This window comes from Pseudoxanthomonas sp. (assembly GCF_002863005.1).
GTDB lineage: Bacteria > Pseudomonadota > Gammaproteobacteria > Xanthomonadales > Xanthomonadaceae > Pseudoxanthomonas_A.
Map to the genome: position 1 here is coordinate 1 of NZ_PKDG01000037.1, position 26204 is coordinate 26204.

23 protein-coding genes are annotated in these 26204 nt (G+C 68.6%); 16 read left to right on the forward strand and 7 right to left on the reverse strand.

Annotated elements, in window-relative coordinates:
- Positions 1–5 precede the first annotated feature (5 nt).
- The 7 genes from epmA to CYU89_RS13705 all read left to right on the forward strand — a co-directional run bounded on the left by epmA (position 6) and on the right by CYU89_RS13705 (position 8104).
- Positions 6–953 carry an EF-P lysine aminoacylase EpmA gene (epmA, locus tag CYU89_RS13675; RefSeq protein WP_296281871.1) on the forward strand — a complete coding sequence of 316 codons (948 nt, stop codon included), beginning with the start codon at positions 6–8 and terminating at the stop codon, positions 951–953.
- A 109-nt stretch (positions 954–1062) separates the two neighbouring features.
- The gene (locus tag CYU89_RS13680; RefSeq protein WP_296281798.1) at positions 1063–1818 is read left to right on the forward strand and encodes a DUF3011 domain-containing protein; all 756 of its coding nucleotides are present in this window, start codon (positions 1063–1065) and stop codon (positions 1816–1818) included.
- A 47-nt stretch (positions 1819–1865) separates the two neighbouring features.
- The gene (mtnA, locus tag CYU89_RS13685; protein ID WP_093485583.1) at positions 1866–2924 is read left to right on the forward strand and encodes an S-methyl-5-thioribose-1-phosphate isomerase; all 1059 of its coding nucleotides are present in this window, start codon (positions 1866–1868) and stop codon (positions 2922–2924) included.
- Between the two features lie 186 nt (positions 2925–3110).
- Positions 3111–4250 carry a GGDEF domain-containing protein gene (locus tag CYU89_RS13690; protein WP_296281801.1) on the forward strand — a complete coding sequence of 380 codons (1140 nt, stop codon included), beginning with the start codon at positions 3111–3113 and terminating at the stop codon, positions 4248–4250.
- Between the two features lie 105 nt (positions 4251–4355).
- Positions 4356–6158, forward strand: a complete 1803-nt coding sequence (locus CYU89_RS13695) for an ATP-binding protein (protein WP_296281803.1) — start codon at positions 4356–4358, stop codon at positions 6156–6158.
- Complete coding sequence (locus tag CYU89_RS13700) at positions 6155–6595, forward strand: response regulator (RefSeq protein ID WP_296281805.1); 441 nt, start codon at positions 6155–6157, stop codon at positions 6593–6595. Before CYU89_RS13695 ends, CYU89_RS13700 begins: the two co-directional genes overlap by 4 nt.
- A gap of 3 nt (positions 6596–6598) precedes the next feature.
- Positions 6599–8104, forward strand: a complete 1506-nt coding sequence (locus CYU89_RS13705; RefSeq protein ID WP_296281806.1) for an ATP-binding protein — start codon at positions 6599–6601, stop codon at positions 8102–8104.
- Between the two features lie 39 nt (positions 8105–8143).
- On the opposite strand, the gene CYU89_RS13710 is transcribed toward CYU89_RS13705, so the two are convergent.
- From CYU89_RS13710 to CYU89_RS13720, 3 genes are all read right to left on the reverse strand, one after another.
- The gene (locus CYU89_RS13710) at positions 8144–8464 is read right to left on the reverse strand and encodes a hypothetical protein (RefSeq protein WP_296281808.1); all 321 of its coding nucleotides are present in this window, start codon (positions 8462–8464) and stop codon (positions 8144–8146) included.
- Between the two features lie 160 nt (positions 8465–8624).
- Entirely contained in the window at positions 8625–9038 is a 414-nt protein-coding gene (locus CYU89_RS13715; RefSeq protein ID WP_296281810.1) for a hypothetical protein, read from the reverse strand.
- A 270-nt stretch (positions 9039–9308) separates the two neighbouring features.
- Positions 9309–9662, reverse strand: coding sequence for a hypothetical protein (locus CYU89_RS13720; RefSeq protein ID WP_296281813.1), 354 nt, complete (start codon positions 9660–9662; stop codon positions 9309–9311).
- A 189-nt stretch (positions 9663–9851) separates the two neighbouring features.
- Here CYU89_RS13720 and CYU89_RS13725 point away from each other — a divergent pair, with 189 nt between their 5' ends.
- The 4 genes from CYU89_RS13725 (at position 9852) to CYU89_RS13740 (ending at position 15303) form a co-directional block, all read left to right on the forward strand.
- Positions 9852–12272, forward strand: coding sequence for a DEAD/DEAH box helicase (locus CYU89_RS13725; RefSeq protein ID WP_296281815.1), 2421 nt, complete (start codon positions 9852–9854; stop codon positions 12270–12272).
- The gene (locus CYU89_RS13730) at positions 12269–13099 is read left to right on the forward strand and encodes a ribonuclease H-like domain-containing protein (protein ID WP_296281816.1); all 831 of its coding nucleotides are present in this window, start codon (positions 12269–12271) and stop codon (positions 13097–13099) included. Before CYU89_RS13725 ends, CYU89_RS13730 begins: the two co-directional genes overlap by 4 nt.
- Before the next feature lie 96 nt (positions 13100–13195).
- Positions 13196–14011, forward strand: coding sequence for a hypothetical protein (locus CYU89_RS13735; RefSeq protein WP_296281818.1), 816 nt, complete (start codon positions 13196–13198; stop codon positions 14009–14011).
- A 170-nt stretch (positions 14012–14181) separates the two neighbouring features.
- The gene (locus CYU89_RS13740) at positions 14182–15303 is read left to right on the forward strand and encodes an HDOD domain-containing protein (protein ID WP_296281820.1); all 1122 of its coding nucleotides are present in this window, start codon (positions 14182–14184) and stop codon (positions 15301–15303) included.
- 361 nt (positions 15304–15664) lie between these two features.
- On the opposite strand, the gene CYU89_RS13745 is transcribed toward CYU89_RS13740, so the two are convergent.
- On the reverse strand, positions 15665–16093 hold the full coding sequence (locus CYU89_RS13745) for a type II toxin-antitoxin system death-on-curing family toxin (RefSeq protein ID WP_296281822.1): 429 nt from the start codon (positions 16091–16093) through the stop codon (positions 15665–15667).
- A 10-nt stretch (positions 16094–16103) separates the two neighbouring features.
- Positions 16104–16325 (reverse strand): AbrB/MazE/SpoVT family DNA-binding domain-containing protein, encoded by a 222-nt coding sequence (locus CYU89_RS13750; RefSeq protein ID WP_162110343.1) that lies wholly within the window; start codon positions 16323–16325, stop codon positions 16104–16106.
- A gap of 111 nt (positions 16326–16436) precedes the next feature.
- On the opposite strand from CYU89_RS13750, the gene lexA reads away from it, so the two are divergent.
- The 5 genes from lexA to CYU89_RS13775 are packed head-to-tail and all read left to right on the forward strand — an operon-like array spanning position 16437 to position 22994.
- Positions 16437–17042: a transcriptional repressor LexA gene (lexA, locus tag CYU89_RS13755; protein ID WP_296281826.1), complete on the forward strand. Its 606-nt coding sequence runs from the start codon at positions 16437–16439 to the stop codon at positions 17040–17042.
- Position 17043: 1 nt separating this feature from the next.
- On the forward strand, positions 17044–17670 hold the full coding sequence (imuA, locus tag CYU89_RS13760; protein ID WP_296281828.1) for a translesion DNA synthesis-associated protein ImuA: 627 nt from the start codon (positions 17044–17046) through the stop codon (positions 17668–17670).
- A gap of 9 nt (positions 17671–17679) precedes the next feature.
- Complete coding sequence (locus CYU89_RS13765; RefSeq protein WP_296281830.1) at positions 17680–19098, forward strand: DNA polymerase Y family protein; 1419 nt, start codon at positions 17680–17682, stop codon at positions 19096–19098.
- A complete protein-coding gene (locus CYU89_RS13770) occupies positions 19095–22352 on the forward strand; it encodes an error-prone DNA polymerase (RefSeq protein WP_296281831.1) in 3258 nt (1085 codons plus the stop codon). The genes CYU89_RS13765 and CYU89_RS13770 overlap by 4 nt, the downstream gene beginning before the upstream one ends.
- 6 nt (positions 22353–22358) lie before the next feature.
- Entirely contained in the window at positions 22359–22994 is a 636-nt protein-coding gene (locus tag CYU89_RS13775) for an alpha-ketoglutarate-dependent dioxygenase AlkB (RefSeq protein WP_296281833.1), read from the forward strand.
- Between the two features lie 126 nt (positions 22995–23120).
- Here CYU89_RS13775 and flgL read toward each other — a convergent pair whose 3' ends face one another.
- A complete protein-coding gene (flgL, locus tag CYU89_RS13780; protein WP_296281835.1) occupies positions 23121–24323 on the reverse strand; it encodes a flagellar hook-associated protein FlgL in 1203 nt (400 codons plus the stop codon).
- Positions 24320–26200, reverse strand: coding sequence for a flagellar hook-associated protein FlgK (flgK, locus tag CYU89_RS13785; RefSeq protein ID WP_296281836.1), 1881 nt, complete (start codon positions 26198–26200; stop codon positions 24320–24322). Before flgK ends, flgL begins: the two co-directional genes overlap by 4 nt.
- Positions 26201–26204 lie beyond the last annotated feature (4 nt).

The window sequence follows — 26204 nt, forward strand, 5'->3', positions numbered from 1 at the left end:
CTTCGATGGAGGCGCTGCGCCTGCGCGCGCGCCTGAACCGCCTTTTGCGCGAATTCTTCTTCGCGCGCGACGTGCTGGAAGTGGAAACGCCGATGATGTCGCGCGCGGGCAATACCGACGCCAACATCGCTTCGTTCGCGCTTGAATTCTCCGGTCGCACCGACGGCGCGTCGCGCACGCGCTGGTTGCGCACCTCGCCGGAGTTCCCGCTGAAGCGCCTGCTCGCCGCCGGCGTGGGCGACTGCTTCGAACTGGGGCGGGTTTTCCGCGATGGCGAGGCGGGCGGGCGGCACAACCCGGAGTTCACCATGCTCGAGTGGTACCGCGTGGGCTGGACGCTAGAGCCGCTGATGGACGAGACGGTGGCGCTGGTGCAGGCGGCGTTGTCGATGATCGGGCGGGAGGCGACCGTGTCGCGCGTGAGCTTCCGCGATCTGTATCGGCAGCACCTGGGCTTCGATCCGATGACGGCCGATCTGGAGACGGTGCGCAACGCCGCGGCCGGCATCGCCATCGATGGCGAGGGCCTGACCCGCGACGACTGGCTTGACCTGCTGATGACGCACCGGCTGCAGCCCGCGTTCGGCCGCGACGAGATCCGCGTGGTGTACGACTACCCGGCCAGCCAGTGCGCGCTGGCCAAGGTGGTGGAGCGCTACGGCGTGCCGGTGGCGGAGCGTTTCGAGCTCTACCTGGGTCCACTGGAGCTGGCCAACGGCTATCACGAGCTCACCGATGCGACAGAGCAGCGCCTGCGCTTCGAACGCGACATAGCGACACGCAGCGGGCGCGGCGAGGATGCGCCCGCCCTCGACGAAGGCCTGCTCGCCGCGCTGGCGCATGGCATGCCGGCCTGTGCGGGCGTCGCACTCGGCGTGGACCGGCTGCTGATGGCGATGCTCGATACGCCGCGCATCGCGGACGTTGTCGCCTTCGATTTCGCGCGCGCCTGAAAGCCAGCCAAACACGCCACGCGCGTGGCTTTGGCTGCAAACGATTACGTGGGCGCACGTTCATGATCGCTGCGTAGATTGCGTTCCAACACCCACGAGGACGCACGCCATGGAACGCTCCCTGATCGCAACGCTGGTGCTGGGCACCGTCGCACTTTTCGGCGCCGTCTCTGCGAAAGCCGCACCCCAGTATGACGATCGCTATTACGGCGGTGGGCAGGTGGTCCGCTGCGATTCCAACGACAACCGCTACCGCGAGTGCCGCCTGGATACCCGCGGCGGCGTGCAGATCGTGCGGCAGATTTCCAAGACGCGCTGCGAGGAAGGCCGCACCTGGGGCCGCACGCGCGACGGCGTGTGGGTCGACCGCGGCTGCCGCGCCGAGTTCGCCAGCGGTCGTGGCGGCTATGCGGGTAACGCCCAGCGCATCCGCTGCGAGTCCAACGACGGCCGTTCGCGTACCTGCGCCATCAACGGCCGCGGCGACGTGCGCCTGGTCCGCCAGTTGTCCAAGGCGCGCTGCACCGAGGGTTACAGCTGGGGCCAGGACCGCAACGCGATCTGGGTGTCGCGCGGCTGTCGGGCCGAGTTCGAGGTGTACGGCCGCGGTAATGGCTGGAATGGCGGCGGCTGGAACAACGGCGGCTACGACAACGGTTACGGCAATGGCTACGGCAATGGCCAGACCTTCCGCTGCGAATCCGAGAAAGGCCGCACGCGCACCTGCGGCGTCGACGGCCGCGGTCGCGTGCAGCTGGTCCGTCAGCTGTCCAATGCGGCCTGCATCGAAGGCCGCACCTGGGGCCAGGATGCCCGCGGCGTCTGGGTGACCGACGGCTGCCGTGCCGAGTTCCGCAGCTGGTGATCCCGCAGGTGTGAGGAGAGGCGGGGAGGGGCCGGTACAATGGCCCCATGACCGACCCCATCGATTACGCCCGCTACGACCGCATCCGTCCCATCCGCTGGACCGGGAGCGCGCTGGAACTGCTGGACCAGCGCAAGCTCCCGTTCGTGGTCGAATACCTGAGCTGCACCACCAGCGACGAGGTGGCCGCGGCCATCCATGACCTGGCCGTGCGCGGTGCGCCGGCGATCGGCATCGCCGCTGCCTGGGGCGTGGTGCTGGCATCCCGCGAGGTGATGGCCGCGACGCCGGCCGAGGCGATGGAGAAGCTGGAACCCGCCCTGCAGCGCCTCAACGCCGCCCGCCCCACGGCCGTGAACCTGGCCTGGGCGCTGGCCCGCATGCGCGCGGCGTTGAAGACCGCCGGCAGCGACTGGCGCGGCGTGCTGGAACTGGAAGCGCTGGCGATCGCCGAGGAAGACCTCGCCGCCAACCGCCACATGGGCGAGCTGGGCGCGGCGCTGATCGGTGAGGGCAGCGGCGTGCTGACCCACTGCAACACCGGGTCGCTGGCCACGGCCGGCTTCGGTACCGCGCTGGGCGTGATCCGCGCCGGCGTGGCCCAGGGTCGCATCGGCAAGGTCTACGCCGGCGAGACCCGGCCCTGGCAGCAGGGCGCGCGGCTGACCGCGTGGGAGCTGCAGCAGGACGGCATTCCCGCGACGCTGATCGCCGACTCGGCGGCCTCGCACCTGATGAAGACCGGCGCCGTGCAGTGGGTGGTGGTGGGTGCGGACCGCATCTGCGCCAACGGCGACACCGCCAACAAGATCGGCACCTACCAGCTGGCGATCGCCGCACGCCACCACGGTGCGAAGTTCATGGTCGTCGCGCCGTCGTCCACGGTCGACATGGCGACGCCGAATGGCGACGCGATCCATATCGAAGAGCGCGACCCGGCCGAGCTGCTGGGCATCGGCGGCACCCGCATCGTGGCCGAGGGCGTGGCCGCGTGGAATCCGGTGTTCGACGTCACCCCGGCCGCGCTGATCGACGCCATCGTCACCGAGAAGGGCGTGATCGAGCAGCCCGACGAAGCGCGCATGCGCGCCGCGTTCGGCGGATGACCGGCGCCAACGGCACGCCCGCGATACCGTCATGACCGACACTGCATGTCGGCGGCGTGCCCATCACCACCCGCGGAAGGCGGAGCGCGCGTGAGCGGCGTCCGGCGCCCCGGGGAGGACGACGACATCGCCGTCGGCGCGGCGCGCCGATTGCTTGGCGATGCGGATTCCGCCCGGGAGCCGCGCATGCGTGCCCGTGCTGTCCCTGCACCTGCGGCGGCGCCGGGCCTGATGCACAGCCTGCGCGCGCTGCTGTCGCGCGATTCGACGCGGATGCTGGATGCGGCCGAGCGCGAGGACCTGGCACAGGCGCAGTTGCGCGCCACGCGCCCGATCGTCAGCGGCGTGCTGCTATGCGGGGCGGTGCTGTTGGCCATCATCGCGGTGTTCGACGCCAGCGGCGTTACGCCCACGATCGGATATCCCCTCTGGGTGCAGCTGCTGGCGGCGGTCGCCGTGGCCGCCTGCGCCGTCGGCGTGGCCCGACTGGACGCGTGGCAGCACCGCCTCGTCCTGGTGCTGGGCGGCACGCTGCTGACGGGCATCGTCATGAGCATGCCGCTGCCGGGCGTCACCGGGCAGCTGGCCCTGCGTACCGGCCTGTTCCAGCTGTTGCCGCTGGCGCTGATGGCGTTGACCGTGCGGCCGATGTCGGTACTCGCGCTGGCCCTGCTGATCGTGGTGATGGCGCAGCTGCGCATCGTGCTGTACGGCGCGCCGGGCACCGGCAGTGCGCTGTACTGGCTGTATACGCTCACCACCATCGGGTTCGGCCTGGTGCTGGCCGGCTACCGTACGGATTTTGCCGTGTCCGCATGGCGCATGCGGCGCCGGCTGGTGCAACAGGCGCATACCGACGAACTGACCGGGCTGTTGAACCGCAATGGCTGGAGCGAACGGGCGATCGCCGTGCATGCGCGGGCGACGGCGGCCGGGCGTCCGGTTGCGGTGATCGTGTTGGATATCGACTACTTCAAGCGCATCAACGACGACCATGGCCACGACGGTGGCGACGCCGTGCTGCAGCGCCTGGGCGACCTGATGCGGGCGCGGGTCGGCGACGATGGCTGCGCGGCCCGCATCGGGGGCGAGGAGTTCGCGGTCCTGCTGGACGGCGAGGATGCCGACTCGGCACTCGCATTCGCCGAGCGCCTGCGCGGCGAATTCGGCAAGGCGCATGGCGGTGTCGTCGCCACGCTGTCCGCCGGTATCGCGGGGCACCTGCCGGGCGAATCGCTGCGCGACCAGATGCGTCGTGCCGACCTGGCGCTGTACGACGCCAAGCACGAGGGACGCGACCGCGTTCATGTTGCCGACGCTTCCTGAACGCCTCAATGTGATTCCAAATGTGACAACCCTGCGCTAGCATCTTTGCAACGTTCGCGCGGGCATGTAACCAGCCCTCACGCGTCCAGCCGACGCCAGGGGAACATGAACGAAACACGCACCCGCACGCTGTGGGAAAAATCCCGCCTGCCCCTGTTGGGGCTGGTGATCGTGCTGATCGTGGTGGTCCCGGTCATCCTGCTGCAGCGCCTGTCCCGCGCCAACCAGGAAGCCGCCGACGTCCTCATCCACACGCACGAGGTGGAGGCGACCGTGCTGGCGCTGGCGCTGGACGTCCGCGAGATGGAAAGCTCGGCCATGCTGATCGCGCTGGGCGTCGACCACCCGCTGGCGCGCGAGCGCCTGGTCGCCGGACGCGCATCGTTGCCCGAGCGGTTCGATGCGCTGGCCCGCCTGACCGTGGACAACCCCGAACAGCTGGTGCGCGTGGGCCGCCTGCGCGAACTGGTCAACGCCAGGATCGAGGTGGTGGACCAGTTGCTCGAGGCGCCGGATGCCTACAAGGCGAATGTCGTCGCGCCGCTGGCCACGCGTTTCCCCATTCGTGGCCTGCTCACCGAGATCCTGGACGACGAACGCTCGCTGCTGAAGGCGCGCAGTGAGGACGCCACCGAGCAGCGCCGCCGGATGGAATGGATCCGCATGATCGCGCTGGGCGCGCAGCTGCTGTTGCTTTCGCTGGTGCTGATGGCGCTGGGCAAGCAGGTGGGGCGCCGGCTGGCGGCCGAAAAGCGGACCGCGCAGGCCAGCCAGCGCGCGCTGGTGGTGCTGGACACGGTGCGCGAACCAATCGTGCTGTTGGACGACGAGCAGCACATCCAGATGCACAACAGCGCCTTCGCCGAGCTGTATGGCGTGCCGAAGGGCGGCAAGGTCGGGACGCTCGACGAACTGGGTGCGGCCTGGCAGGACAAGGTGATGCGCCAGCGGCTGGACGACGTGCTGTCGCGCGGCCGCGAGCTGTGGGACTACGAGCTGCAGCAGGAGACCGCCGATGGGTTGCGCCGCACGGTGCTTCTCAATGCGCGGCGCATGCCGCTGCCTGACTCCGACGATCACGCCGTGCTGATGACGGTCAGCGACATTTCGTTGCAGAAGACCGCCCAGCAGGAAATCGCAGCCCTGAACCGCCAGCTCGAGGGCAAGGTGGAGCAGGTGTCGGAAGTGAACCGCGAGCTGGAAGCCTTCAGCTACTCCGTCTCGCACGATCTGCGTGCCCCGCTGCGGCACGTGGCGGGCTTCTCCGACAAGCTGGGCCGCCACCTCGGAGAGGGCATCGACGACAAGAGCCGGCATTACCTGAGCGTGATCGGCGATTCGGCGCGCCGCATGTCGCAGTTGATCGACGACCTGCTGGTCTACTCGCGCCTGGGTCGCAGCGCACTGCGCCTGCAGGCGGTGGACATGCAGTCGATGGTCGCCGAGGCGCGCGCGATGCTGGATGCCAACGAGGCCAACGAAGGGCGTGCAGACCGCGTGGAATGGCGCATCGCGCCCTTGCCCATCGTGCTGGCCGACGAGAACATGATGCGCCAGGTCTGGAGCAACCTGCTGGGCAACGCGCTTAAGTACAGCAGCCAGCGGGAGCGCGCGGTCATCGAGGTCGAGCACCGCAACCAGGAAGACGGCAGCCATCTGTTCACCGTGCGCGACAACGGTGCCGGCTTCGACATGGCCTATGCGGACAAGCTGTTCGGCGTGTTCCAGCGCCTGCACAAGGCGAGCGAATTCAGCGGCACCGGCATCGGCCTGGCCAGCGTGCGCCGCGTGCTGAGCCGCCACGGCGGCCGCATCTGGGCCGAGGCCGCCCCCGACCAGGGCGCCACGTTCTTCTTCACCCTTCCGGCAGCGCTCGACGCTCCGCCTTCCCGAGAGAGAGACGCATGAGCGACATCCGCACCATCCTGCTGGCCGAAGACAGCCTGGCCGACGCTGAAATGGCGATCGACGCCTTGCGCGAAGCCAACCTGGCCAACCCCATCGTGCACGTCGAGGATGGCGTGGAAGCGATGGATTACCTGCTGCGGCGCGGCGCCCACGCCAACCGCGAGGAAGGCATGCCGTCGGTGCTGCTGCTGGACATCAAGATGCCGCGCATGGACGGGCTGGAAGTGCTCAAGCAGATCCGCAACGACGAGAAGCTGAAGGCGCTGCCGGTGGTCATCCTGTCGTCCTCGCGCGAGGAAAGCGACTTGGCACGCAGCTGGGACCTGGGCGTGAACGCCTACGTGGTCAAGCCGGTGGACATCGACCAGTTCTTCCAGGCGGTGAAAACGCTGGGCACGTTCTGGGCCGTCATCAACGAAACCCCCAGCCTGGACTGAGCCGTGCCGCAGACTGGATCACCGCTGGGCCGCGTCCGCATCCTCCTGGTCGAGGATTCGGAACTGGACGCCGAATTGCTGATCGAGCAACTGCAGGACGCGGGGCTCGACGCCGAGTTCCTGCGCGTCGATGGCGCCGACGACATGCGCACGGCGCTGGCTGGCGGAACCTTCGACCTGGTGCTGTCGGACATGGAACTGCCGGGGTTCTCCGGCTACCAGGCGCTTGAAATCCTGCGCGCGCAAGATGCGCGGCTGCCGTTCGTGTTCTTCTCGGGCACGATCGGCGAGGAGGCGGCGGTCAAGGCGCTGCAGCAGGGCGCCAGCGACTACGTGCTGAAGCACACGCCGGCGCGGTTGCCGGCGGCGGTGGCGCGCGCCATCCGCGAGGCGCGCACCGAGCGCGAACGCGAGCACGCCGAGCGCGAACTGATGCGCTCGCAACGGCTGGACTGCCTGGCGATGCTGGCGGCAGGCCTGAGCCATGACCTGCGCAACATCCTGCAGCCCCTGCTGATCGTGCCGGACCTGCTATCGACCTACAGCGACGATCCGAAGATCCTGCGCCTGGGCGCGGTGATCTCGGAGAGCGGCAAGCGCGGCCACGAGATGGCCGATTCGATGCTGTCGTTCGTCCGCGGCTCGCGCAAGGCCAGCGAAACCATCAGCGTGGCCGCCCTGTTCAGCGCGGTGCAGCTGCTGTTGCAGGGAAGCCTGTCGCGGCAGGTCCGGTTGACGGTGGAGCTGCCGCCGGAGGATCTGCTGATCGAAGGCAACTACACCGAATTCCAGCAGTGCCTGATCAACCTGTGCCTCAACGGGATCCAGGCGATGGCCGAACGGGGCGGACAGCTGACGCTGTCGGCGACGCCGACGGTGGCGGCGGATGGCCAGCCCTATGTGGTGGTGCGCGTGTCCGATGAAGGCACCGGCATGGATGAGGCGACGCGCCAGCAACTGTTCACGCCCTTCTTCACCACCAAGGCGGGCGGCACGGGCCTGGGGCTGATGTCGTGCAAGCGCATCGTCGAATCGGCGCGCGGTCGCATCGAGGTCAACAGTACGCTGGGGAAGGGCACGTCCTTCGAACTGCACCTGCCCGCGCCCACGACCGAGGAATGGGCAGGCAGCGAAGACGCGGCGTTCGCCGACGGCGCGGGGCGCCGGATCCTGCTGGTCGACGGCGATGTCACGCGCCTGTCGCTGCTGGGCAACGCGCTGGCCGCGCAGGGTTACGACCCGGTCATGGCACCGGACGGTGCGAATGCGTTGCAACAGATCGCGCGCGACGGCATGCCCGCACTGGCGATCATCGACGACGACATCCTGCTGCTGTCCGCGGCGGACGTGCTGGCGGTGCTGCAGGAGGCAGGCTTCGACGGTCCGGTGATCCGGCTGCAGGAGCCGGGAAGGGCGCCGGATGGGCGCGAGTGCGCCACGGTCGCCAAGCCGGTACAGGTGCAGGCGCTGTTCGGCGCGATCGAGCACGCGCTGGGACTGCGCGCCTGACATCCTCTCCGGGAGGAAGCAGGCGCGCGCCCGGCAGTCTCAGACGTGGCCCGCCGTGGGCTTCAGGCGCTGCCACACCGCGCGCATGATCGGTTGCGCGCGATACCAGCCGATCGGCGTGTCGGGGCAGTGGCGCTGCAGGCGGTCGCGCAGCGAAGGCGCGATCTCGTCGAACTCCTGCCGATGGTGCAGCAGGTAGGCGTCGTAGCCGATCTTCAGGCACTTCTCCAGATCGCCGACCGTGGCGCCGACCACCTGGAAGGTGTCCTCGTTGAGGCGCGTTTTCCAGTAGGCGAGTTCGGCGTCGATGTCGACGATCTGCGCAGTGGCTTGGACGTTGCGCTGGTGCAGGCTGGCCATGGTGAATCCCCTGTGTCGATGTGGTGGTGACGAGAGGATTTTTTGTTCGCCGCGGTGATGCTTAAGTGAAATAAAGGCCGTTTTAACCCGTATTTAACCGTGCAAGGGAATTTCCGTTCACCTTTGCCAGTGCTGCGTGAACGCGGTGTATCGGCGCTGGTCAGCGACGGTGCATGGCGTCGCTGATCAGCGCGCGTTCTTCCAATGCGGCGGCTAGCGGCGAGAAGAGCGGGGGGTCTTCTTCGAGCGGCGCATTGAGGCGCTCCCAGACGCGTGCGATGACCGCCGCCGCGACCGGCCATTCCAGGCGAACGCTGCGCGCGAGGGCCATCTCGTAGCGCCCCGGCAGCAAGGGCAGCAGTTGCTGCAGTGAGCGCCGGTGCGACAGCAGATAGCTGTCGTACGCGAATTTCAACGTCGGCACGTAGTGCCGGAAGGGCGTGCCCGGGTGATGGAAGGGCTGGCAGGCGTAGGTTTGTTCCCAGAACCGCAGTTCGGACTGGATGTCCACCACGGCGCAGGGCATGGCGTCGTCATTCCATGCATGTGCAAACGGATCAACGCGACGGGACATGGGTCCCCTCCCTGGCGCACGGCAAGGCAGCGTATCGATCCCATGGAATGAAGCGCGGTTTGCCCGTGCATCGGCCTCTGTGCCCACGGCCATCGCGACGGCCTTCCGGACCTGCGCGATATCCGCGTGAGACCATTCGACCCCATCCCCGGTGAGATGCGTGAGTACTGCCGGCGTTCGCGGTTGTGGTGGCCCCTGCTTCTGATCAGACGAGGACGTGCAACCGGAACGGCCGACCGTCCGTCGGTGCGGACGTGGACGGCATGTGGGTCAGTGCACGCGGGCGGTGACCGCGCCGTGCTGGTCCAGCCAGCGCCACGCCTCGCGCAGCAGGGTCCTGGCCACGGGCCAGTCAGGGCCGGCCTCGCCGCGCAACCGTTCCCAGTCGTGTTCGAGCTCGAGTTCGGTATCGAGGTCCAACGCGCCGCCATACTGGACATGCGAGGAAGCGGCGAATGCATAGACGTGGCAGGCATCTTCCCACGCGACATCGGGGTGCAGGCGCCGGCGGCGGCTATAGTCGTAGGCCGTGAAGGCGGCGAACGCATCGCCATCGGCGGCCGTGCCTCGCCATGTGGTCTGCCGCAGCTGGTCGAGCTGCGCGCGATACAGTGGTCGGTCCATGGAAGTCTCCTGCTCCTGGCGAGCGCTTGGCATGGATAACTGGTACCGCGCGACGCGTTAGTCGCAGGTGAGAAATACCTTCGTTGGCCGGTCACGAAGCTGACGCCGATCGACGCGATCAGCGGGCGGTCAGTCTCAGCGCCTGAGACGCTCCGCGCGTCAGATGGCGGCCCCTGCCGAGAGACCGCCATGGCCGCACAGACCGCATTGATCCGTCGCCACGCCGACGAGACCGCCCTGTTGCCTGCGGTGCACGCCGATGGCGGTGCGCTGGCGGAGCGACTCGCCGGCAAGTACCGCGACCGCGTCACCGGGCAGTTCGTCATTCCTGCACGCGAGGGGCGTTACGAAGCGCTGCCAGACGACGTGCCGGCGGCATTGGCCGACGCCTTGCGCCAGCGCGGCATCGACCGGCTGTATTCGCACCAGGCGGAGGCATGGCGGCAGGCGCAGGCCGGCGATCATCTGGCCATCGTCACCCCGACCGCTTCCGGCAAATCGCTGTGCTACACGATGCCGGTGGTGGCGTCGGCGCTGTCGCGCCGGGGCAAGGCGCTGTACCTGTTTCCGACCAAGGCGCTGGCGCAGGACCAGGTGGCCGAGTTGCTCGACCTCAGCCGCGCCGGCGACCTGGGCCTGAAGGCCTTCACCTTCGATGGCGATACGCCCGGCGATGCGCGCCAGGCGATACGCCTGCATGGCGACATCGTGGTCAGCAACCCCGACATGCTGCACCAGGCCATCCTGCCCCATCACACGAAATGGGCGCAGTTCTTCGAGAACCTTCGCTACGTGGTGATCGACGAGGTGCATACGTATCGCGGCGTATTCGGCAGCCATGTGGCGAACGTGCTGCGGCGCCTGAAGCGCGTGTGCGCCTTCTACGGGGCCACGCCTCAGTTCATCGTGTGCTCGGCCACCATCGGCAATCCGCAGGCGCACGCGGAAGCGTTGCTGGAACTGCCGGTGCATGCCATCACCGAGTCCGGCGCGCCGACGGGCGAAAAGCACGTGCTGCTGTGGAATCCGCCGGTCGTCAATCCCGACCTGGGCCTGCGCGCATCGGCACGCTCGCAGAGCAACCGCATCGCGCGGCTGGCGATCAAGGCGGGTCTGAAGACACTGGTGTTCGCGCAGTCGCGCACCATGGTCGAAGTGCTCACCAAGTATCTGAAGGACGTATTCGACAGCGATCCGCGGCTGCCGGCGCGCATCCGCGCGTATCGCGGCGGATACCTGCCGACCGAACGGCGCGAGGCCGAGCGCGCGATGCGCGATGGGCGCGTGGACGGGATCGTCTCCACGTCCGCGCTGGAACTGGGGGTGGATATCGGCAGCCTGGATGCGGTGGTGCTGAACGGTTATCCCGGTTCCATCGCGGCGACCTGGCAGCGCTTCGGCCGGGCCGGGCGACGGCAGCAGGCATCGCTGGGCATCCTCGTCGCCAGTTCGCAGCCGCTGGACCAGTACGTGGTGCGGCATCCGGAGTTCTTCGCCGACAGCCCGCCGGAACACGCACGCATCGCGCCGGACCAGCCGATGATCCTGCTGGACCACGTGCGCTGTGCCGCGTTCGAACTGCCGTTCCTCGCGGGCGAGCCGTTCGGTCCGGTCGATCCGTCGCCGTTCCTGCAGCTGCTCGACGAAGACAGCGTGGTACACCGCGAAGGCGACCGCTACGAGTGGATCGCCGACAGCTATCCGGCCAACGCGGTCAGCCTGCGTTCGGTGGCGGACGGCAACTTCGTGGTGGTGGATCGTACCGACGGGCGCCAGGTGATCATCGCCGAGGTGGATTTCAGTGCCGCGCCGCTGACGCTGTACGAGGGGGCCATCCACATGATCCAGTCCGCGCCGTACCAGGTGGAACGTCTGGATTGGGAGGGCCGCAAGGCCTATGTCACCCGCACGCAGGTGGACTACTACACCGACGCGATCGACTACACCAAGCTGAAGGTGCTTGAGCGGTTCGACGGCGTCATCGCCGGGCAGGGCACGTGCCACCACGGCGAGGTGCATGTGGTGCGCCGCGTGGCCGGCTACAAGAAGATCCGTTACTACACGCACGAGAACATCGGCTACGGCCCGGTGAACCTGCCCGACCAGGAGATGCATACCACCAGCCTCTGGTGGCAGCTGCCCCCCGCGCTGCTGGAGTCGGCCTTCGAGTCGCGGCAGGACGCGCTGGATGGCTTCCTCGGCGCGGCGTACGCGCTGCACATCGCGGCCACCGTCGCGGTGATGGCGGAAGGTCGGGATCTGCAGAAGGCGGTGGGCGACGGTGACGGCGCATGGTTCGCGCTGCCCGATACGCAGGGGCGAGGACAACTGCGCGGCACCGACAGCCAGGTACTGTCGCCGGTGTCGGGCGAGCGTTTCATTCCCACCGCGTATCTTTACGACAACTACCCGGGTGGCATCGGCCTGAGCGAACCATTGTGGCGGCGCCAGCGCGAACTGGTGCAACGGGCGGCACAGCTGGTGTCTTCGTGCGATTGCAAGGCGGGGTGTCCCGCCTGCGTCGGGCCCGTGCTGGCCAACGATGAGGACGCGGACACCACGCCGCGCGCACTGGCTGCGCGGGTGTTGCAGCTGTTGGACGCAGCGTGAGCGTCAGCCTGGAGAAGCTGCAGCGCCTGCGTCGTCAGGCGGGACAGGGCGGTGATATGTCGCCATCGGTTCCTTTGCCGCCGGCGCACGATCCATTGCCCGCACTGCGGCGCATGCTCGGGATCCGCGAGCGGGCGCGTCCGGCTGTCCCCCGGCGCGCATGCGATCGTGCGCTGCCGGGCGACGAGATCGCGCCGGGGCTGCTGCAGATCGAACAGGTGTTGCCGTTCGATGCCGTGCCGCCCCACGTGGACGGCACGTTCGCACGGACCGGTGCACTGCCGACGCCTGGCATGCTGTTCTTCGACACCGAGACCACCGGCCTGTCCGGCGGCACGGGCACGCGCGCCTTCATGGTGGGTGCGTCGGATTTCGTTGCGGGCGGGCTGCGCGTGCGCCAGTTGCTGATCACCCACCTCTCGGCGGAGCCGGCGATGCTGCGCGTTTTCGCCGGCTGGTTGTCGGAAGACACACGATTGGTCAGCTACAACGGTCGCTGCTACGACGCGCCGTTGCTGGCCACGCGCTACCGGCTGGCGCGGCAGGGCACGCCGTTGGCCGGCATCGAACATCTCGACCTGCTGTTCCCCACGCGGCGGCGGTATCGGGGGGTGTGGGAAAACTGTCGCCTGGGCACCATCGAGCGCAATGCGCTGGGCATCGTCCGCGAAGACGACCTGCCGGGCTCCGAAGCACCGGGCGCCTGGCTGCATTACCTGCGCGGCGGCGACGCCGGCCTGCTGCGGCGCGTGCTGCATCACAACTTCCAGGACGTGGTGACGCTCGCCCACCTGTTGCTGCACCTGTCGGCGCCACCCGAAGCCTGAGGAACGGCGTGCTTGACCGTGCAGGAGGGCGCGTCGGATGCTGATCATGTCGGGGCACCGACGAGGATGCGCTTCCCTCCGCTCCAGGAGCGTTGCATGAAGACCGCTGTCGTCCTGCTGGCCATTGCGTTGTCCGCGCCGGTGGCGGCGCAGGACCGGCTTCCGCCCATCGACAGGTTCGACTTGGGTGTGGGCCTCTACGCGGCCGACCACGATCTCGACACGCGCTGGGATGCCAGTGATGGATCGAGGGGCGCGCGCGTCGACTTCCAGCGCGACCTGGGATTCGCCGATCGGCAGGATGCGCTGGCCTGGCGCATCGGTGGCAGTCTGGGCACGGCGCGACGGCACACGTTCGACGCCTTCGGCTACGACTACGACGACACCAGCATGCGGGTGCTCGACCGCATGCTGGAGATCGGCGACAACGTGTATCCGGTCGATGCGTCCTTCGAAGGCCGTCTGGATCTCGACATCACCGGCGTGGCGTATACGTGGATGTTCCTGCATGACGGACGCCAGGCCGCGGGCATCGGCCTGGGTGCGATGCGTTACGACATCCGCGCCGACCTGGATGCCAGCGCGACCCTCGCCGGGACGCCGGCCGCGTATGCGAACGACCTTTCCGAAGACGCATGGGCCCCCATGCTGCGTGCCGAATACGTGCGATCGCTGTCCATGCGCTGGCGCTGGGGCGCGGCACTGGCGTACACGCGCAAGAACGGCGGTGCGGTCAGCGGTGATGCGTTCGATGCGCAGGTCGCCCTGGACTACCTGCCTTGGCGGCACCTCGGGTTTTCCCTGCGCTACAACTACAACAACGTGGACCTGGACCTGCGGCGCACGCGGTTCGATGGCAACATCCACCTGAACAACCGCGGGCCGCAACTGCTCACGCTGTTCCGGTTCTGAACCGCCTGTCGGGGAACCACCGACAGCGGAGTGTGAAGCGTTGCGCATTCCCTGCATCGCGGCTCAAGAATGCGCCGCCATGGCCGACACCCTTGCTAGATTCCACATGAGCCGTGCCTTCCCCCGTGGAAGGCATGCATCGAACTTGCAAGAAAAGAAGGGGACGTGCCTTGCGCATTCTGTACGTTGGCGACACCGCCTGCCTGCCTGACGATCTGGCCGACTACATCGGCGACATGGGCGACGAGTGGACGGTCGAGACGGTAGCCGACGGGAAGTCGGCGATGTTTGCGGTCGCCAATGGTCCGGTCGACGTGGTGATGGTGGGACCGGCGCTGCCCGACCTGCCGCCGGCCACCTTGCTGGGCCAGATCCGCACGCTGCGCTCGGAGACGATCCGGATCGCCCTGCTGGAAGGCAATGCAGACAGCCTGTCCGCCCCCATCAAGCTGATCGGCGTGGCGCACCGCTTCCTGCCGCTGCCGTTGTCGTCGGAAACGGTGCTGGAAGCGATCCACAGCCTGGAAGAACTGCGCGACCTGCTGGACAGTCCGCGCCTGCGTCGCGCCATCGGTCGCGTCGAACACCTGCCGTCGCCGCCGCACCTGTACTTCGCCCTGACGCGCGCACTGGAAGAAGACGAAGGCACGGCCAACGACATCGCCAAGCTCGTGGCCGGCGATCCGGCCATCGCGGCCAAGGTGCTTCAACTGTGCAACTCGGCCTACTTCTCCAGTGGCCGCTCGATCACCGACCTGCGTGCGGCGGTGACGCGGTTGGGCCTGGGCACCTTGCGCGATCTGGTGCTGGCGAGCGAGGTGTTCTCAATGAAGACCGCGGCCCATGTCGACCGCGGCGCGCTGCAGCAGCGTGCGCTGCTGGCGTCGCGCCTGGCGGCGAAGATCCTGCCGCGGACCAGCTCCGAACTCGGTGCCACCGCGGCGCTGCTGGCCGACATCGGCCTGTTGCTGCCGGGCGTGCGCGACGAGCGCGATACGCCCGCCAGCGAGGACGACGACCGCCCCGGTCACACCGAGGCGGGCGCCTACCTGCTGGGCCTGTGGGGCCTGCCGATGCCGATCGTCGAAGCGGTGGCATTCCACCGCCAGCCACAGCGTTCCAGCCTGCGCAGTTTCTGGGTGCCCGGCGCCGTGCACGTGGCCGGCGCGCTGGCCAGCAACGAACCGGTGGACGAGGGTTACCTGAAGTCGCTGGGCGTGCTGGACCAGTTGCCCAACTGGCGCCAGATGGCCGAGACCATGGTCGAGCGCGCCGAAGAGCAGGCGGCCTGACGCGTCTCCGATTCCGCGTGCGCGCCTGCGCGCGATGCAGCGTCTGCGATGCTTCACGCCTGTCTACGTGGAGCGGCCCGCGAGTGACGTCGTGGCCGTCATTCCGGCGCAAGCCGGAATCCATGTCCTCTCAGCGATGTCCTTCCTTGCGAAGGTCAGGGAAAGCAACGGCAACGTGGGTCCCGGCTTTCGCTGGGACGAGGGGGCTGGCGTGTCCGAATCCGTGCCGCCATCCCTTGCGGTCATTCCAGCGCAAACTGGAATCCACTGTCCGTCAGTGATCCGCATGCTTCGTGCGGCGGGGAAGGCCAAGGCGAGAGGGGTCTCGGCTTTCCCCCGGGGACGACGGGATGTGACGCCGTCAGGGACGGTAGGTGGGAGGGGTCTCCTGCACCTTGCCTGCTGGCTTGGCGATGATCCGCGGTCGTAGCCACGCGGCGAAGTCGGTTTCGCCGAGACTGCCTTCCGACAGGCCCAGATACTGCGGATAGAGCTCGTAGTCTTCCGCCGACAACGTGGCGCCATTGAGTACGATGAAGACTTCGCAGGCCACGGCTGCCATGCGCTTGTTGCCGTCGACAAAGGGGTGGTTGCGGGCCAGGCCGAAGGCCGTGGCGGCCGCCAGATCGGCCAGGTCAGGCGCGGGTTGTCCGTAGGCGTGCAGCTGCCAGGCGCGCGCCAGCGCCGATTCCAGCAAGCCCTCGTCGCGGATGCCGGTCGCGCCGCCATGCTCGGCCAATTGCCGGTCATGGATGGCCAAGGCCAAGGCCCGGCTGATCCAGACGATCATCCGCGCTGCTTCATTGGGCCAGCTTGTGGAGCAGGGTGCGGCGGCTGCGCATCACCTGCTCGGCAACCTCCATCTGCTCAGCCAGGGTGGGGTCGTAGACCGTCAGGCGGATGCCGTCGGGGGTCTCGAGTGCATGGAGTTCATCGCCTTTTTCCAAGCGAAGGCGCGCCAGGAGATCCTTGGGCAGGATGACGCCGGCAGAGTTGCCGACCGTGGTGATCTTGAGCTTCATGATTGCCTTCCTGACGTTATAACCATGGTTATATTGGGGCGGATGAGGGGTTGAGGCAACCCGCACGTTTTTCTCGTCATGTGAGACCTGAAGGTGTACAAATGTACACCCATGAACCCCATCGACCTGCCTCCCCAACGTGCCGCCGTCCTCGCCTTCCTGCGCCGGGAGCTGGCGGCCGGACGCGCGCCCAGCCTGGCGGACATCGCCGGGGCCTTCGGCTTCGCCTCCCGCAATGCCGCCCAGAAGCACGTACAGGCGCTGGTCGCCGATGGCCTGCTGGAACAGGCGCCGGGCCAGAAGCGGGGCCTGCGCCTGCCCGGCGGCATGGCCGACCTGCTGCCGTTGCCCGTGCTGGGCCGGGTGGCCGCGGGCCAGCCGATCGGCGCCGACATCGGTCTGGACGAACAGCTGTGGCTGGACCGTCGGCTGTTTTCGCCGCAGCCGGACTACCTGCTGAAGGTGCAGGGCGATTCGATGATCGACGACGGCATCGTCGATGGCGATCTGGTCGGCGTGCATCGCACGCCGGAGGCGCGCGACGGCCAGACCGTCGTGGCCCGCATCGACGGCGAACTGACCATCAAGCGCCTGCAGCGCGAGCGCCGGCGTATCCGCCTGTTGCCGCGCAATTCCGCGCACGCGCCGATCGAAGTGGAGCCGGGGCAGGACTTCGCCATCGAAGGCGTGTACTGCGGCCTGGTGCGCCGCGGTTGAGATGGGCGCCGTCGTCGCCCTCGACACGCTGTTGGCCGCGCGCACGTTGTGGCACGCGGGCCGCAGTGCGGCGATCGCCGCCGATGGCGAACCCACCGGCCATGCGGCGCTCGACGCGCTGCTGCCGCAAGGCGGCTGGCCACGGCGCGCCCTGACCGAGCTGTTGCTGCCTGCCGACGGCGTGGGCGAACTGGCCTTGCTGCTGCCCACGCTGGCACGCATGACCCAGGCCGGCAGCGCGGTAGCGGTGATCGCGCCGCCCTACGTGCCGTATGCGCCGGCCTGGCAAGCCGCGGGCGTGGACCTGGCGATGCTGGAGATCGTCGAAGCCGCGCCACGCGATGCGTTGTGGGCGTTCGAGCAATGCCTGCGCAGTGGTGCCTGCGCCGCCGTGCTGGGCTGGCCCACGCACGCCGACGGGCCTGCGCTGCGCAGGTTGCAGGTGGCGGCCGACAGCGGCGAATGCCTGGGCTTTGCGCTACGCGACCGTCGCCACGCGGCCAATCCCTCGGCGGCCGCGCTGCGCGTGGAAGCCATGCGCGATGCGCAGGGCGGCACGCAGTGGCAGGTGCGCAAATGCCGGGGTGGTCCGGCACCTGCGCAACCCTTCGCGCTGGTCGCGCATTGAGGCCTACCGATGCTCTGGGCCTGTGTACTGCTGCCGCAGCTGGCGCTGGACGCCGTCCTCCGGCGTTTGCCTGACCCCGACGCGCCGCTGGCGCTGGTCGGCGGTGCCGTGCAGTTGCGTACCTTGCACGCGGTGAATGCCGCTGCCGCGCAGGCGGGCCTGCGGGCCGGCATGCGGCTGACGGCCGCGCACGCGCTGTTGCCGGAGTTCGCGATGGTCGAATACGACCCCTCGGCCGAAGCGCGCTGGCAGCGGTTCCTCGCCGCCTGGGCATATCGCCACAGTTCGCTGGTCAGCGCGCAGTGGCCGGGCTGCCTGGTGCTGGAGGTGCGCGCCAGCTTCCGCCTGCTGGGGCCTTGGCCGCGCATCGAGGCGCGGTTGCGCGAGGAACTCGGGCTGCTGGGTTTCCAGCATCGTCTCGCGCTGGCACCCACCCCGCGCGCGGCGCATGTGTTCGCCGGCCTGCGCGACGGATTGGCGGTGATGCAGCCGGCGGCGATGGCGGAGATGCTGGACCGCGTGCCGGTGCGCCGCGCGCGCCTGCCGGACGATGCCGGCGAACGCCTGCATCGCATGGGCATCCGCGACCTGCGCACGCTGCGCGACCTGCCACGCGACAGCGTGCGCCGCCGTTTCGGCTTGCCGGTGCTCGACCACCTGGATCGCCTGTACGGCCAGGCCGACGACGCGCTGGCGTACCACGCGCCGCCGGACCACTTCGATGCGCGCATCGAACTCGGCTACGAAGTCGAGAGCCACATGGCGCTGCTGTTCCCGCTCCGGCGCCTGATCGGCGACCTGTGCACCTACCTGTCCATCCGCGACGGCGGCGTGCAGCGCTTCGTGCTGCGGCTGGAACACGAGGAGGGCCATACCGATGTCGAGGTGGGCCTGCTGGCCGCCGAGCGCGAGCCGGCGATGCTGTTCGAACTCACCCGCAATCGCCTGGAGCGCGTGCAGATTGCCCAGCCGGTGGTAGGCGTGCGCCTGCTGGCCCGCGAGCTGCCGCCGTTCGTGCCGGCCGCGCGCGATCTGTTCGATACGCGGCCGCAGCAGCAACTGCCGTGGCCGCAGTTGCGCGAACGCCTGCGCGCACGCCTGGGCGACGAGGCGGTGCATCGCGTGGCACCGGCCGGCGATCCACGCCCGGAACGCGCGTGGCGACGCGTGCAGGGCGATGGCAGTCGCATCGAACGGGCGCCCCTGCGTCCGCCACGCCCGACCTGGTTGCTGCCGCAACCGGTGCCGCTGCGCGATCCGCACCCGCGCATCGTCTCCGGGCCCGAGCGGCTGGAAAGCGGCTGGTGGGACGGCGAGGACGCGCGCCGCGACTACTACGTGCTGGAGACCTCGCAAGGCCAGCGGGCCTGGGCGTTCGCGCCGCCGGGCGAGCAGGGCGGCTGGATGCTGCATGGGTGGTTCGCGTGAGCTGGGACGATGCGGTGGACGGCGTCGACCGCGATACGCCCGGCGGTCGCCCGCCCCGCGCGTGGGAAGTGGCGCAGCGGTTGCGCCGGCATGCCGCGGCCAACGACGACGGCCCGCAGGAAGATGCCTGGCCGGCCTATGCGGAACTGCATTGCCTGTCGGACTTCTCGTTCCTGCGAGGCGCGGCCAGTGCGGAAGAGCTGTTCGAGCGGGCGCGCGATCTCGGTTATGAAGCACTCGCGATCACCGACGAATGCTCGCTGGCCGGCATCGTGCGCGGTTGGGAAGCTTCGCGTGCGACGGAGGTGCCCCTCGTCGTCGGCAGCGAGTTCACCCTGGCGTGCGGGTTGAAGTGCGTGCTGCTGGTGGAAACCACGGCCGGCTACACGCGGCTGTGCGAACTGATCACCACCGCCCGGCGCGCCGTCGACAAGAAGGGCTACCGGCTCACGCGGCTGGACATGGAGCGCCTCCTGTCCGACGTCGATCCTGCCGTCTGCGGCCTGTTCGCACTCTGGCTGCCGGCACCCGAGATCGACGAAACGCAGGGGCAGTGGCTGCAGTCGGTGTTCGGCGATCGCGCGCATGTGGCGGTCGAACTGCACCGTGAGCAGGACGATGCCGCCCGACTCGCGCGCCTGCTCGAGACCGCCGCACGCCTCGCCATGGTGCCGGTGGCGGCCGGCGACGTGCACATGGACGTGCGCCGCCGCCGCGCGTTGCATGACACGATGACGGCGATCCGCCATGCCGCACCGCTGGCCGAATGCGGCGAGCACCTGTTCCGCAACGGCGAACGCCACCTGCGCACGCGACGGGCGCTGGGCAACATCTATCCGCGTGCCCTGATCGATGCCGCGGTGGCGCTGGCGCGGCGTTGCAGGTTCGATCTCAAGCGCGACATCCATTACCGCTATCCCGCCGAGCTGGTGCCGGCGGGCCACACGCCTACCACGTGGCTGCGCGAACTCACGGAACGCGGCATGCGCGAGCGCTGGCCGGAGGGCGTGCCGGATTCAGTAGTGGATCAGATCGACGGCGAACTCGCGCTGATCGAAGAGCTCCAGTACGAGGCGTTCTTCCTGACCGTGTGGGACATCGTGCGGTTTGCCAGGGAACAGCACATCCTCTGCCAGGGACGTGGTTCATCGGCGAATTCCGCGGTCTGTTTCGCACTGGGCATCACCGTGGTCAATCCTGCCGAAAGCCGCCTGCTGATGGCCCGATTCCTGTCCAAGGATCGCGGCGAACCGCCGGACATCGACGTCGACTTCGAGCACGAGCGCCGCGAGGAAGTGCTGCAGTACGTCTACACCAAGTACGGCCGCCGCCGTGCTGCGCTGGCTGCCACGGTGATCCGTTACCGCGGCAAGAGCGCGGTGCGCGACGTGGCCAAGGCGTTCGGCCTGCCGCCGGACCAGATCGCACTGCTGGCCGACTGCTATGGCTGGGGCAACGGCGAGGCACCGATGGAGCAGCGCCTGCGCGAGGCGGGGTTTGATTCCGGAAATCCACTCATCCGGCGCGTGCTGGCGGTGACCGACCAGCTCCGCGACCACCCGCGTCACCTGTCGCAGCACGTGGGAGGCTTCGTGATCGGCGATGCGCCGCTGTCCACGGTAGTGCCGGTAGAGAACGCGTCGATGGACGACCGCACCATCATCCAGTGGGACAAGGACGACCTGGAGACGATGGGATTGCTCAAGGTCGACTGCCTGGCGCTGGGCATGCTGACCTGCATCCGCAAGGCGGTGGACCTGGTGGAGAAACACCGCGGATTCCGTCTGGATCTCGCGCGCCTGCCGAACGATGACGAAGCGACCTTCCAGATGATCCAGGCCGCCGACACCGTGGGCGTGTTCCAGATCGAATCCCGCGCGCAGATGAGCATGCTGCCGCGGTTGAAGCCGAAGGAATACTACGACCTGGTTGTGGAAGTCGCGATCGTGCGCCCCGGCCCGATCCAGGGCGGCATGGTGCATCCCTACCTGCGCCGCCGGCAGGGCAAGGATCCGGTGACCTATCCCTCCGAGGGCGTGAAGGAGATCCTCGGGAAAACGCTCGGCATCCCATTGTTCCAGGAACAGGTGATGGAACTGGTGATCCATGCCGGCTATACGCCTTCGCAGGCGGATGGTCTGCGCCGCTCGATGGCGGCCTGGAAGCGGGGCGGCGACATGGAGCCGCATCGCCTGCGCATCCGCGAGCTGATGCTCGGGAAGAATTACTCTCCGGAGTTCATCGACCAGATCTTCGAGCAGATCAAGGGCTTCGGTTCCTATGGCTTCCCGCAGAGCCATGCGGCCTCGTTCGCCAAGCTGGTCTACATCAGCTGCTGGCTGAAACGGCATGAGCCGGCCGCCTTCGCCTGCGCGCTGCTCAATGCGCAGCCGATGGGCTTCTACTCGCCCAGCCAGATCGTGCAGGACGCGCGACGCGGGCAGGGCGGGCGTGTGTCCATTGATGTCCTGCCCGTCGACGTCGCCATCAGCGACTGGGACAACACACTGGAAGGCGGGCATGTGCGCCGCGGGGTCGACGACGGCGGACAACCCTCGCTGCGGCTCGGCTTCCGGCAGGTGGGCGGACTGTCGGAGGACGCCGGCAAGGCGATCATGGCCGCGCGCGCGCAACGCCCCTTCGCCGATGTCCGTGATCTCTGCCAGCGCGCCAGGCTCGACGAGAAGGCGCGCACTGCCTTGGCCGAAGCGGGCGCGTTGCATTCGCTCGCCGGGCATCGCCATGCCGCGCGCTGGGCGGTCGCCGGCATCGAGCGGCAGCGCCCGTTGCTGCCCGGCAGCCCGGATGAGGAGGCGATCGTCCTGCCCGCTCCGACGGTGGGCGAGGACGTGACCTCGGACTACCGCATGACCGGGCTGACGCTGGGCGCGCATCCGCTGTCGTTGCTGCGCGAACGCCTGCAGCGGCAACGCGTGGTCGATTCGCGACAGCTGCGCGGGTTGCCACACGGGCGGGGCGCCTTCGCAGCCGGCATCGTCACCCAGCGGCAACGGCCGGCCACGGCGAAGGGCACGATCTTCGTCACCCTGGAGGACGAGCACGGCATGGTCAACGTGGTGGTGTGGTCGCACGTGGCGCTGCGCGACCGCAAGGCCCTGCTCGGCGCGCGCCTGATGGCGGTACGCGGCCGTTGGGAACAGGTTGACGGCGTCTCCCACCTGATCGCACGCCGGCTGGAGGATTTCAGTCACCTGCTGGGCGAGATCCAGCCCGGCTCCCGCGATTTCCACTGACCTGCCATGCGTGCGCTGACCGCCCACACCGACGATCTGTTCGCTCCCGCGATGCACCGCCTCGTGCATGACGATCAGGGCGGCATCCGCTATTGGCCGGGTGCGATCGATCCCGATACGGCGCAGGCATGGTTCGAGGCCCTGCACGCACAGGCCGCGTGGATCCATCTGCAGCGTCCCATGTACGACCGCATCGTCGACGTGCCGCGCCTGCTGGCGAACTACGCCGTGGATGCACTGCCGCCCGAGCTTCCGCTGGCCGGTCTCCTGGCCTGCGTGCAGGCGAGGGCGCCTGCGCCCTATTCGCGCATCGGCATGAACCTGTACCGCGACGGCCACGACAGCGTCGCCATGCACGGCGACAAGCTGCATACCGTGGCCGCCGGCCATCCGATCACCCTGGTCTCGCTGGGCGCGCCGCGGCGCATGCTGATCCGCGCACGCGAGGGCAGGCGCGAAACGCTGGCGGTGGACCTCGCGCCGGGAAGCATCCTGTCGATGAGCCATGCGTCGCAGAGCACGCACGAGCACGGCATTCCGAAGACCCGGCGTTCGCAGGGGCCGCGGATCAGCGTGGTGTTCCGGGTGAGGCCTTCATCCCCTGTGGGAACAGGTGGCTTGGCAGGTGTGGGAGCGACGTGAGTCGCGAAGGGTCACCTGTAAAGCTTCATCGCGACTTACGTCGCTCCCACAACAGGCTGCCCGAAAAAAAACGCCGCGAGGGCATCGCGGCGTGAGGGGAAGGACTGCATGAAAAGGAGAGGCCGGTCAGCCCATCAGCTTGAACAGCGATAGCTGCTGCATCTGCATGAAGACCGTCTGCGCGGCCTGCAACGCGGTGTTCTCCATCTGGTAGCGGCCGATGGCCTCGGCCCAGTCCAGGTCGCGCAGGGTGGACAGGGTGCCCTGCAGGGTGACGTTGTTGGCTTCGCGCAGGGCGGCCGCATCCTCGATGGCGGACAATTGCGCGCCGCCGCTGGCGCGGGCATCGATCATCTTTCCCTGCGCGGTCCCGACATCGCGCATGGCCGCCTGCAGGTCGTTCTGCATCGCGGCGCGCTGCGCGTCCGTGGTGGGGCTGGCGTCCAGCGTGTCGATCAGTCCCTGCACGGTGGCGAAGATGTCGCGGCTGCCCGAGGGGCCCAGGGTGAAGCTGTCGCCGTTGGCGGGCTGACCATCGATCTTCATCTGCACACCGGCGAAGGCAATGCTCTCGCCCTTGGCGTAGGTGCCGGTCGTGACCGCATTGCCGCCTGCATCCAGCACCTGGTACGTGTTGCCGGCGCCGAACGAAAGCGTGTAACTGCCGCCCGACCAGAGGGTGGAATCCGTGACGCTGAAATCCATCAGCAGGCCCGTACCCGTGTTGCCCGGAGCGGCCCGTCCGTCGATGCGGCCGTCGCCGGTGCGCAGGCGCAGGAAGACCTCGCTGCCGGGCAGGGTGTCGGCGACGAACATGTCCGGCGCCACTTCCACCTGGCGCTGCGTCTGGTCGCCGCTGTAGATCACGCTGCCGCCGGCGATGGCGAAGGGCGTGCTGCCGTCGCTGGTGCCGCCGAACAGGTAGCGGCCGGCACCGTCGGTGCTGTTGGCCAGGTCCAGCAGGCCGGCATAGATCGCCTTCAGCTCGGTGCTGATGGCGTGGCGGCTGTCGTCGCCCATCGCCGCGTTGTTGGCCTGGATGGCCAGCTCCTGCACGCGCGCCATCGCTTCGCCCACGCGGGTGAGTGCGTTCTCCTGCAGGCCGAGGCGGTTCTGCACCGCGTTGGCGTTCATGCCGAAGCGTTCGAGTTCGGCGACGGCCCGGTCCAGGCCGACCGCGGTACCCGCAGCGACCGGATCGTCCTTCGCGGTCACCAGGCGTTGCCCGCTGGCGAGCTGCTGTTGCGTGTGCGCCAGTTTCGCCTGCTTGGCCAGCATCGTGGAGATCGACTGCTGGTACATCATTCCGGTGGAGATGCGATTGTTCATCGGCGTGTGGCGCTCAGCAGCGATTGGAACAGGGTGTCGGCGGTCGCGATGATCTGCGACGCCGCCTGGTACGCCTGCTGCAGGCGCATCAGGTCGGCGGCTTCTTCATCCAGATTGACGCCGGAAATCGCATCGCGCGCGGCCTGCGCCTGGTCGTGGATGACCTGCTGCGCCTGGGCGGAGTAATCCGCCTGTCGCGCCGCCGAACCGACCTGCGTGGTCAACCCGCCGATGGCGCCATTGAGCGTCAGCGTGCCGCCGTTGAGCGCGCGTGCGTCGTCCAGGTTCGACAGCAGCCGGGCGTTGCCGTTGTCGCTGGAATTGGCGCCGGTCGGGCCCACGCTGAAGCGGTCGCCGGCGGCGGGTGCGCCGTCCAGCACCAGGCTCCAGCCGTTCGACGCAATGGTCTGTCCGGGGGTGTAGACGAACGGGCCGGCGCCATTGATGGTGTAGTTGGTGGCATCGAGGAAGTCGATGTCGACCGGCGCCAGCAGGCCCGCATGGCTGGCGTCCAGCACTTTCAGGCCGCTCAGCTTGCCGCTGCCGGTGTTGGCCATGTCCGTCGTGGCCTTGACCGGCGTGGCCGCGGCGATGCGGCCGGGATCGGTGATCGCGACACCCAGGTTGCCGGCGGCGCCCGCGGTGGGTTGCAGCAGGAAGCGATCGTTGGCGGCCGGGGTGCCGGACGCGAGCACGACCTCCACGCCGTTCACCACCAGCGGATCGGCCGCCGTGCCCGTGCCGGTCGTTGCGATGGCGGCACCGGTGTCGGGATGCGTCGCCACCCATGCGCTGCCGTCGAAGCGCAGCAGCACGTTCTGCGAATTGAGTGCCGAGACGCTGCCCACGGCCGTCTGCAGCACGGCGGTGCCGGTGTTGCCGGCGTTCGACGAAATGCGTGGCGCGGGCAGGCTGAAGAAGTCGGCGCCCAGCTGTCCATACTGGTCCATGCCCGCGCGGTGGCCGGCATTGAACGTATCGGCCAGCGACGTGGCGACGCGCCCAAGCTCGGCGACCGCCGGGTCCAGCACCGTGGTGCGGAACTCGATCAGGCCGCCGATCTGTCCGCCCATCGCGCGCTTGTCGAGCGTGATGCGCTGGCTGTTCGTTTCCAGTGCCACCTGCAGCCGCTCGGGGCGGTACGCGTCGGGCACGGTGACGAGCCGGCTGGCGGTGGCGCCGACGACCAGGGGTTGTCCGCCGGCGCTGAACACGTTGACCAGCCCGCCGTCCTGCGTCACCGCGTTGCCGCCGGTGAAGGCCACCAGTTCGCTGATCAACTGGTCGCGGCGGTCCAGCAGGTCGCCGGAAGGATGGGTGTTGCCGCCGATCTGCCCGTTGAGCTGGGCGATCTCCTTCGCCAGCCGGTTGACTTCACCGGTGGCGGCGGTGAGTCCGGCATTGACCTCGGTATCCAGCCCGTCCAGGTGCTGGTCGATCTGCCGGAAGCGCGTGACCAGCGCGTTCGCCTGCGCCAGCACGCTTTCGCGGTCGGCCGAGCCGGCCGCGTTGGACGACAGCGCGCTCACCGAATCGAAGAAGCTGGACCACGGCGCGCTGATGCCCGTCGCCTTTTCGGAGAACAGCTGGTCCAGGCGCGTGGACAGCACCGACAGCTGCTGCAGGCGCGACAGTTCGCCGCCGCTGTCGAGCAGGCGCGAGGTCGCCAGCGAGTCCGCCATGCGGCGGATGTCGACGATCTGCACGCCGTTGCCCTGGTAGCCCTGGCCGAAGTAGGTGCCGTCGCGCGCTTCGAACTCGGCGCGCTGGCGCGAATAGCCGGGCGTGTTGATGTTGGCCACGTTGTGGCTGACCGTCGACAGCGCGCGCTGGAAAGCGAGGAGGGCGCTGCTGCCGGTGGCGAGAAGGTTGGACATGCGT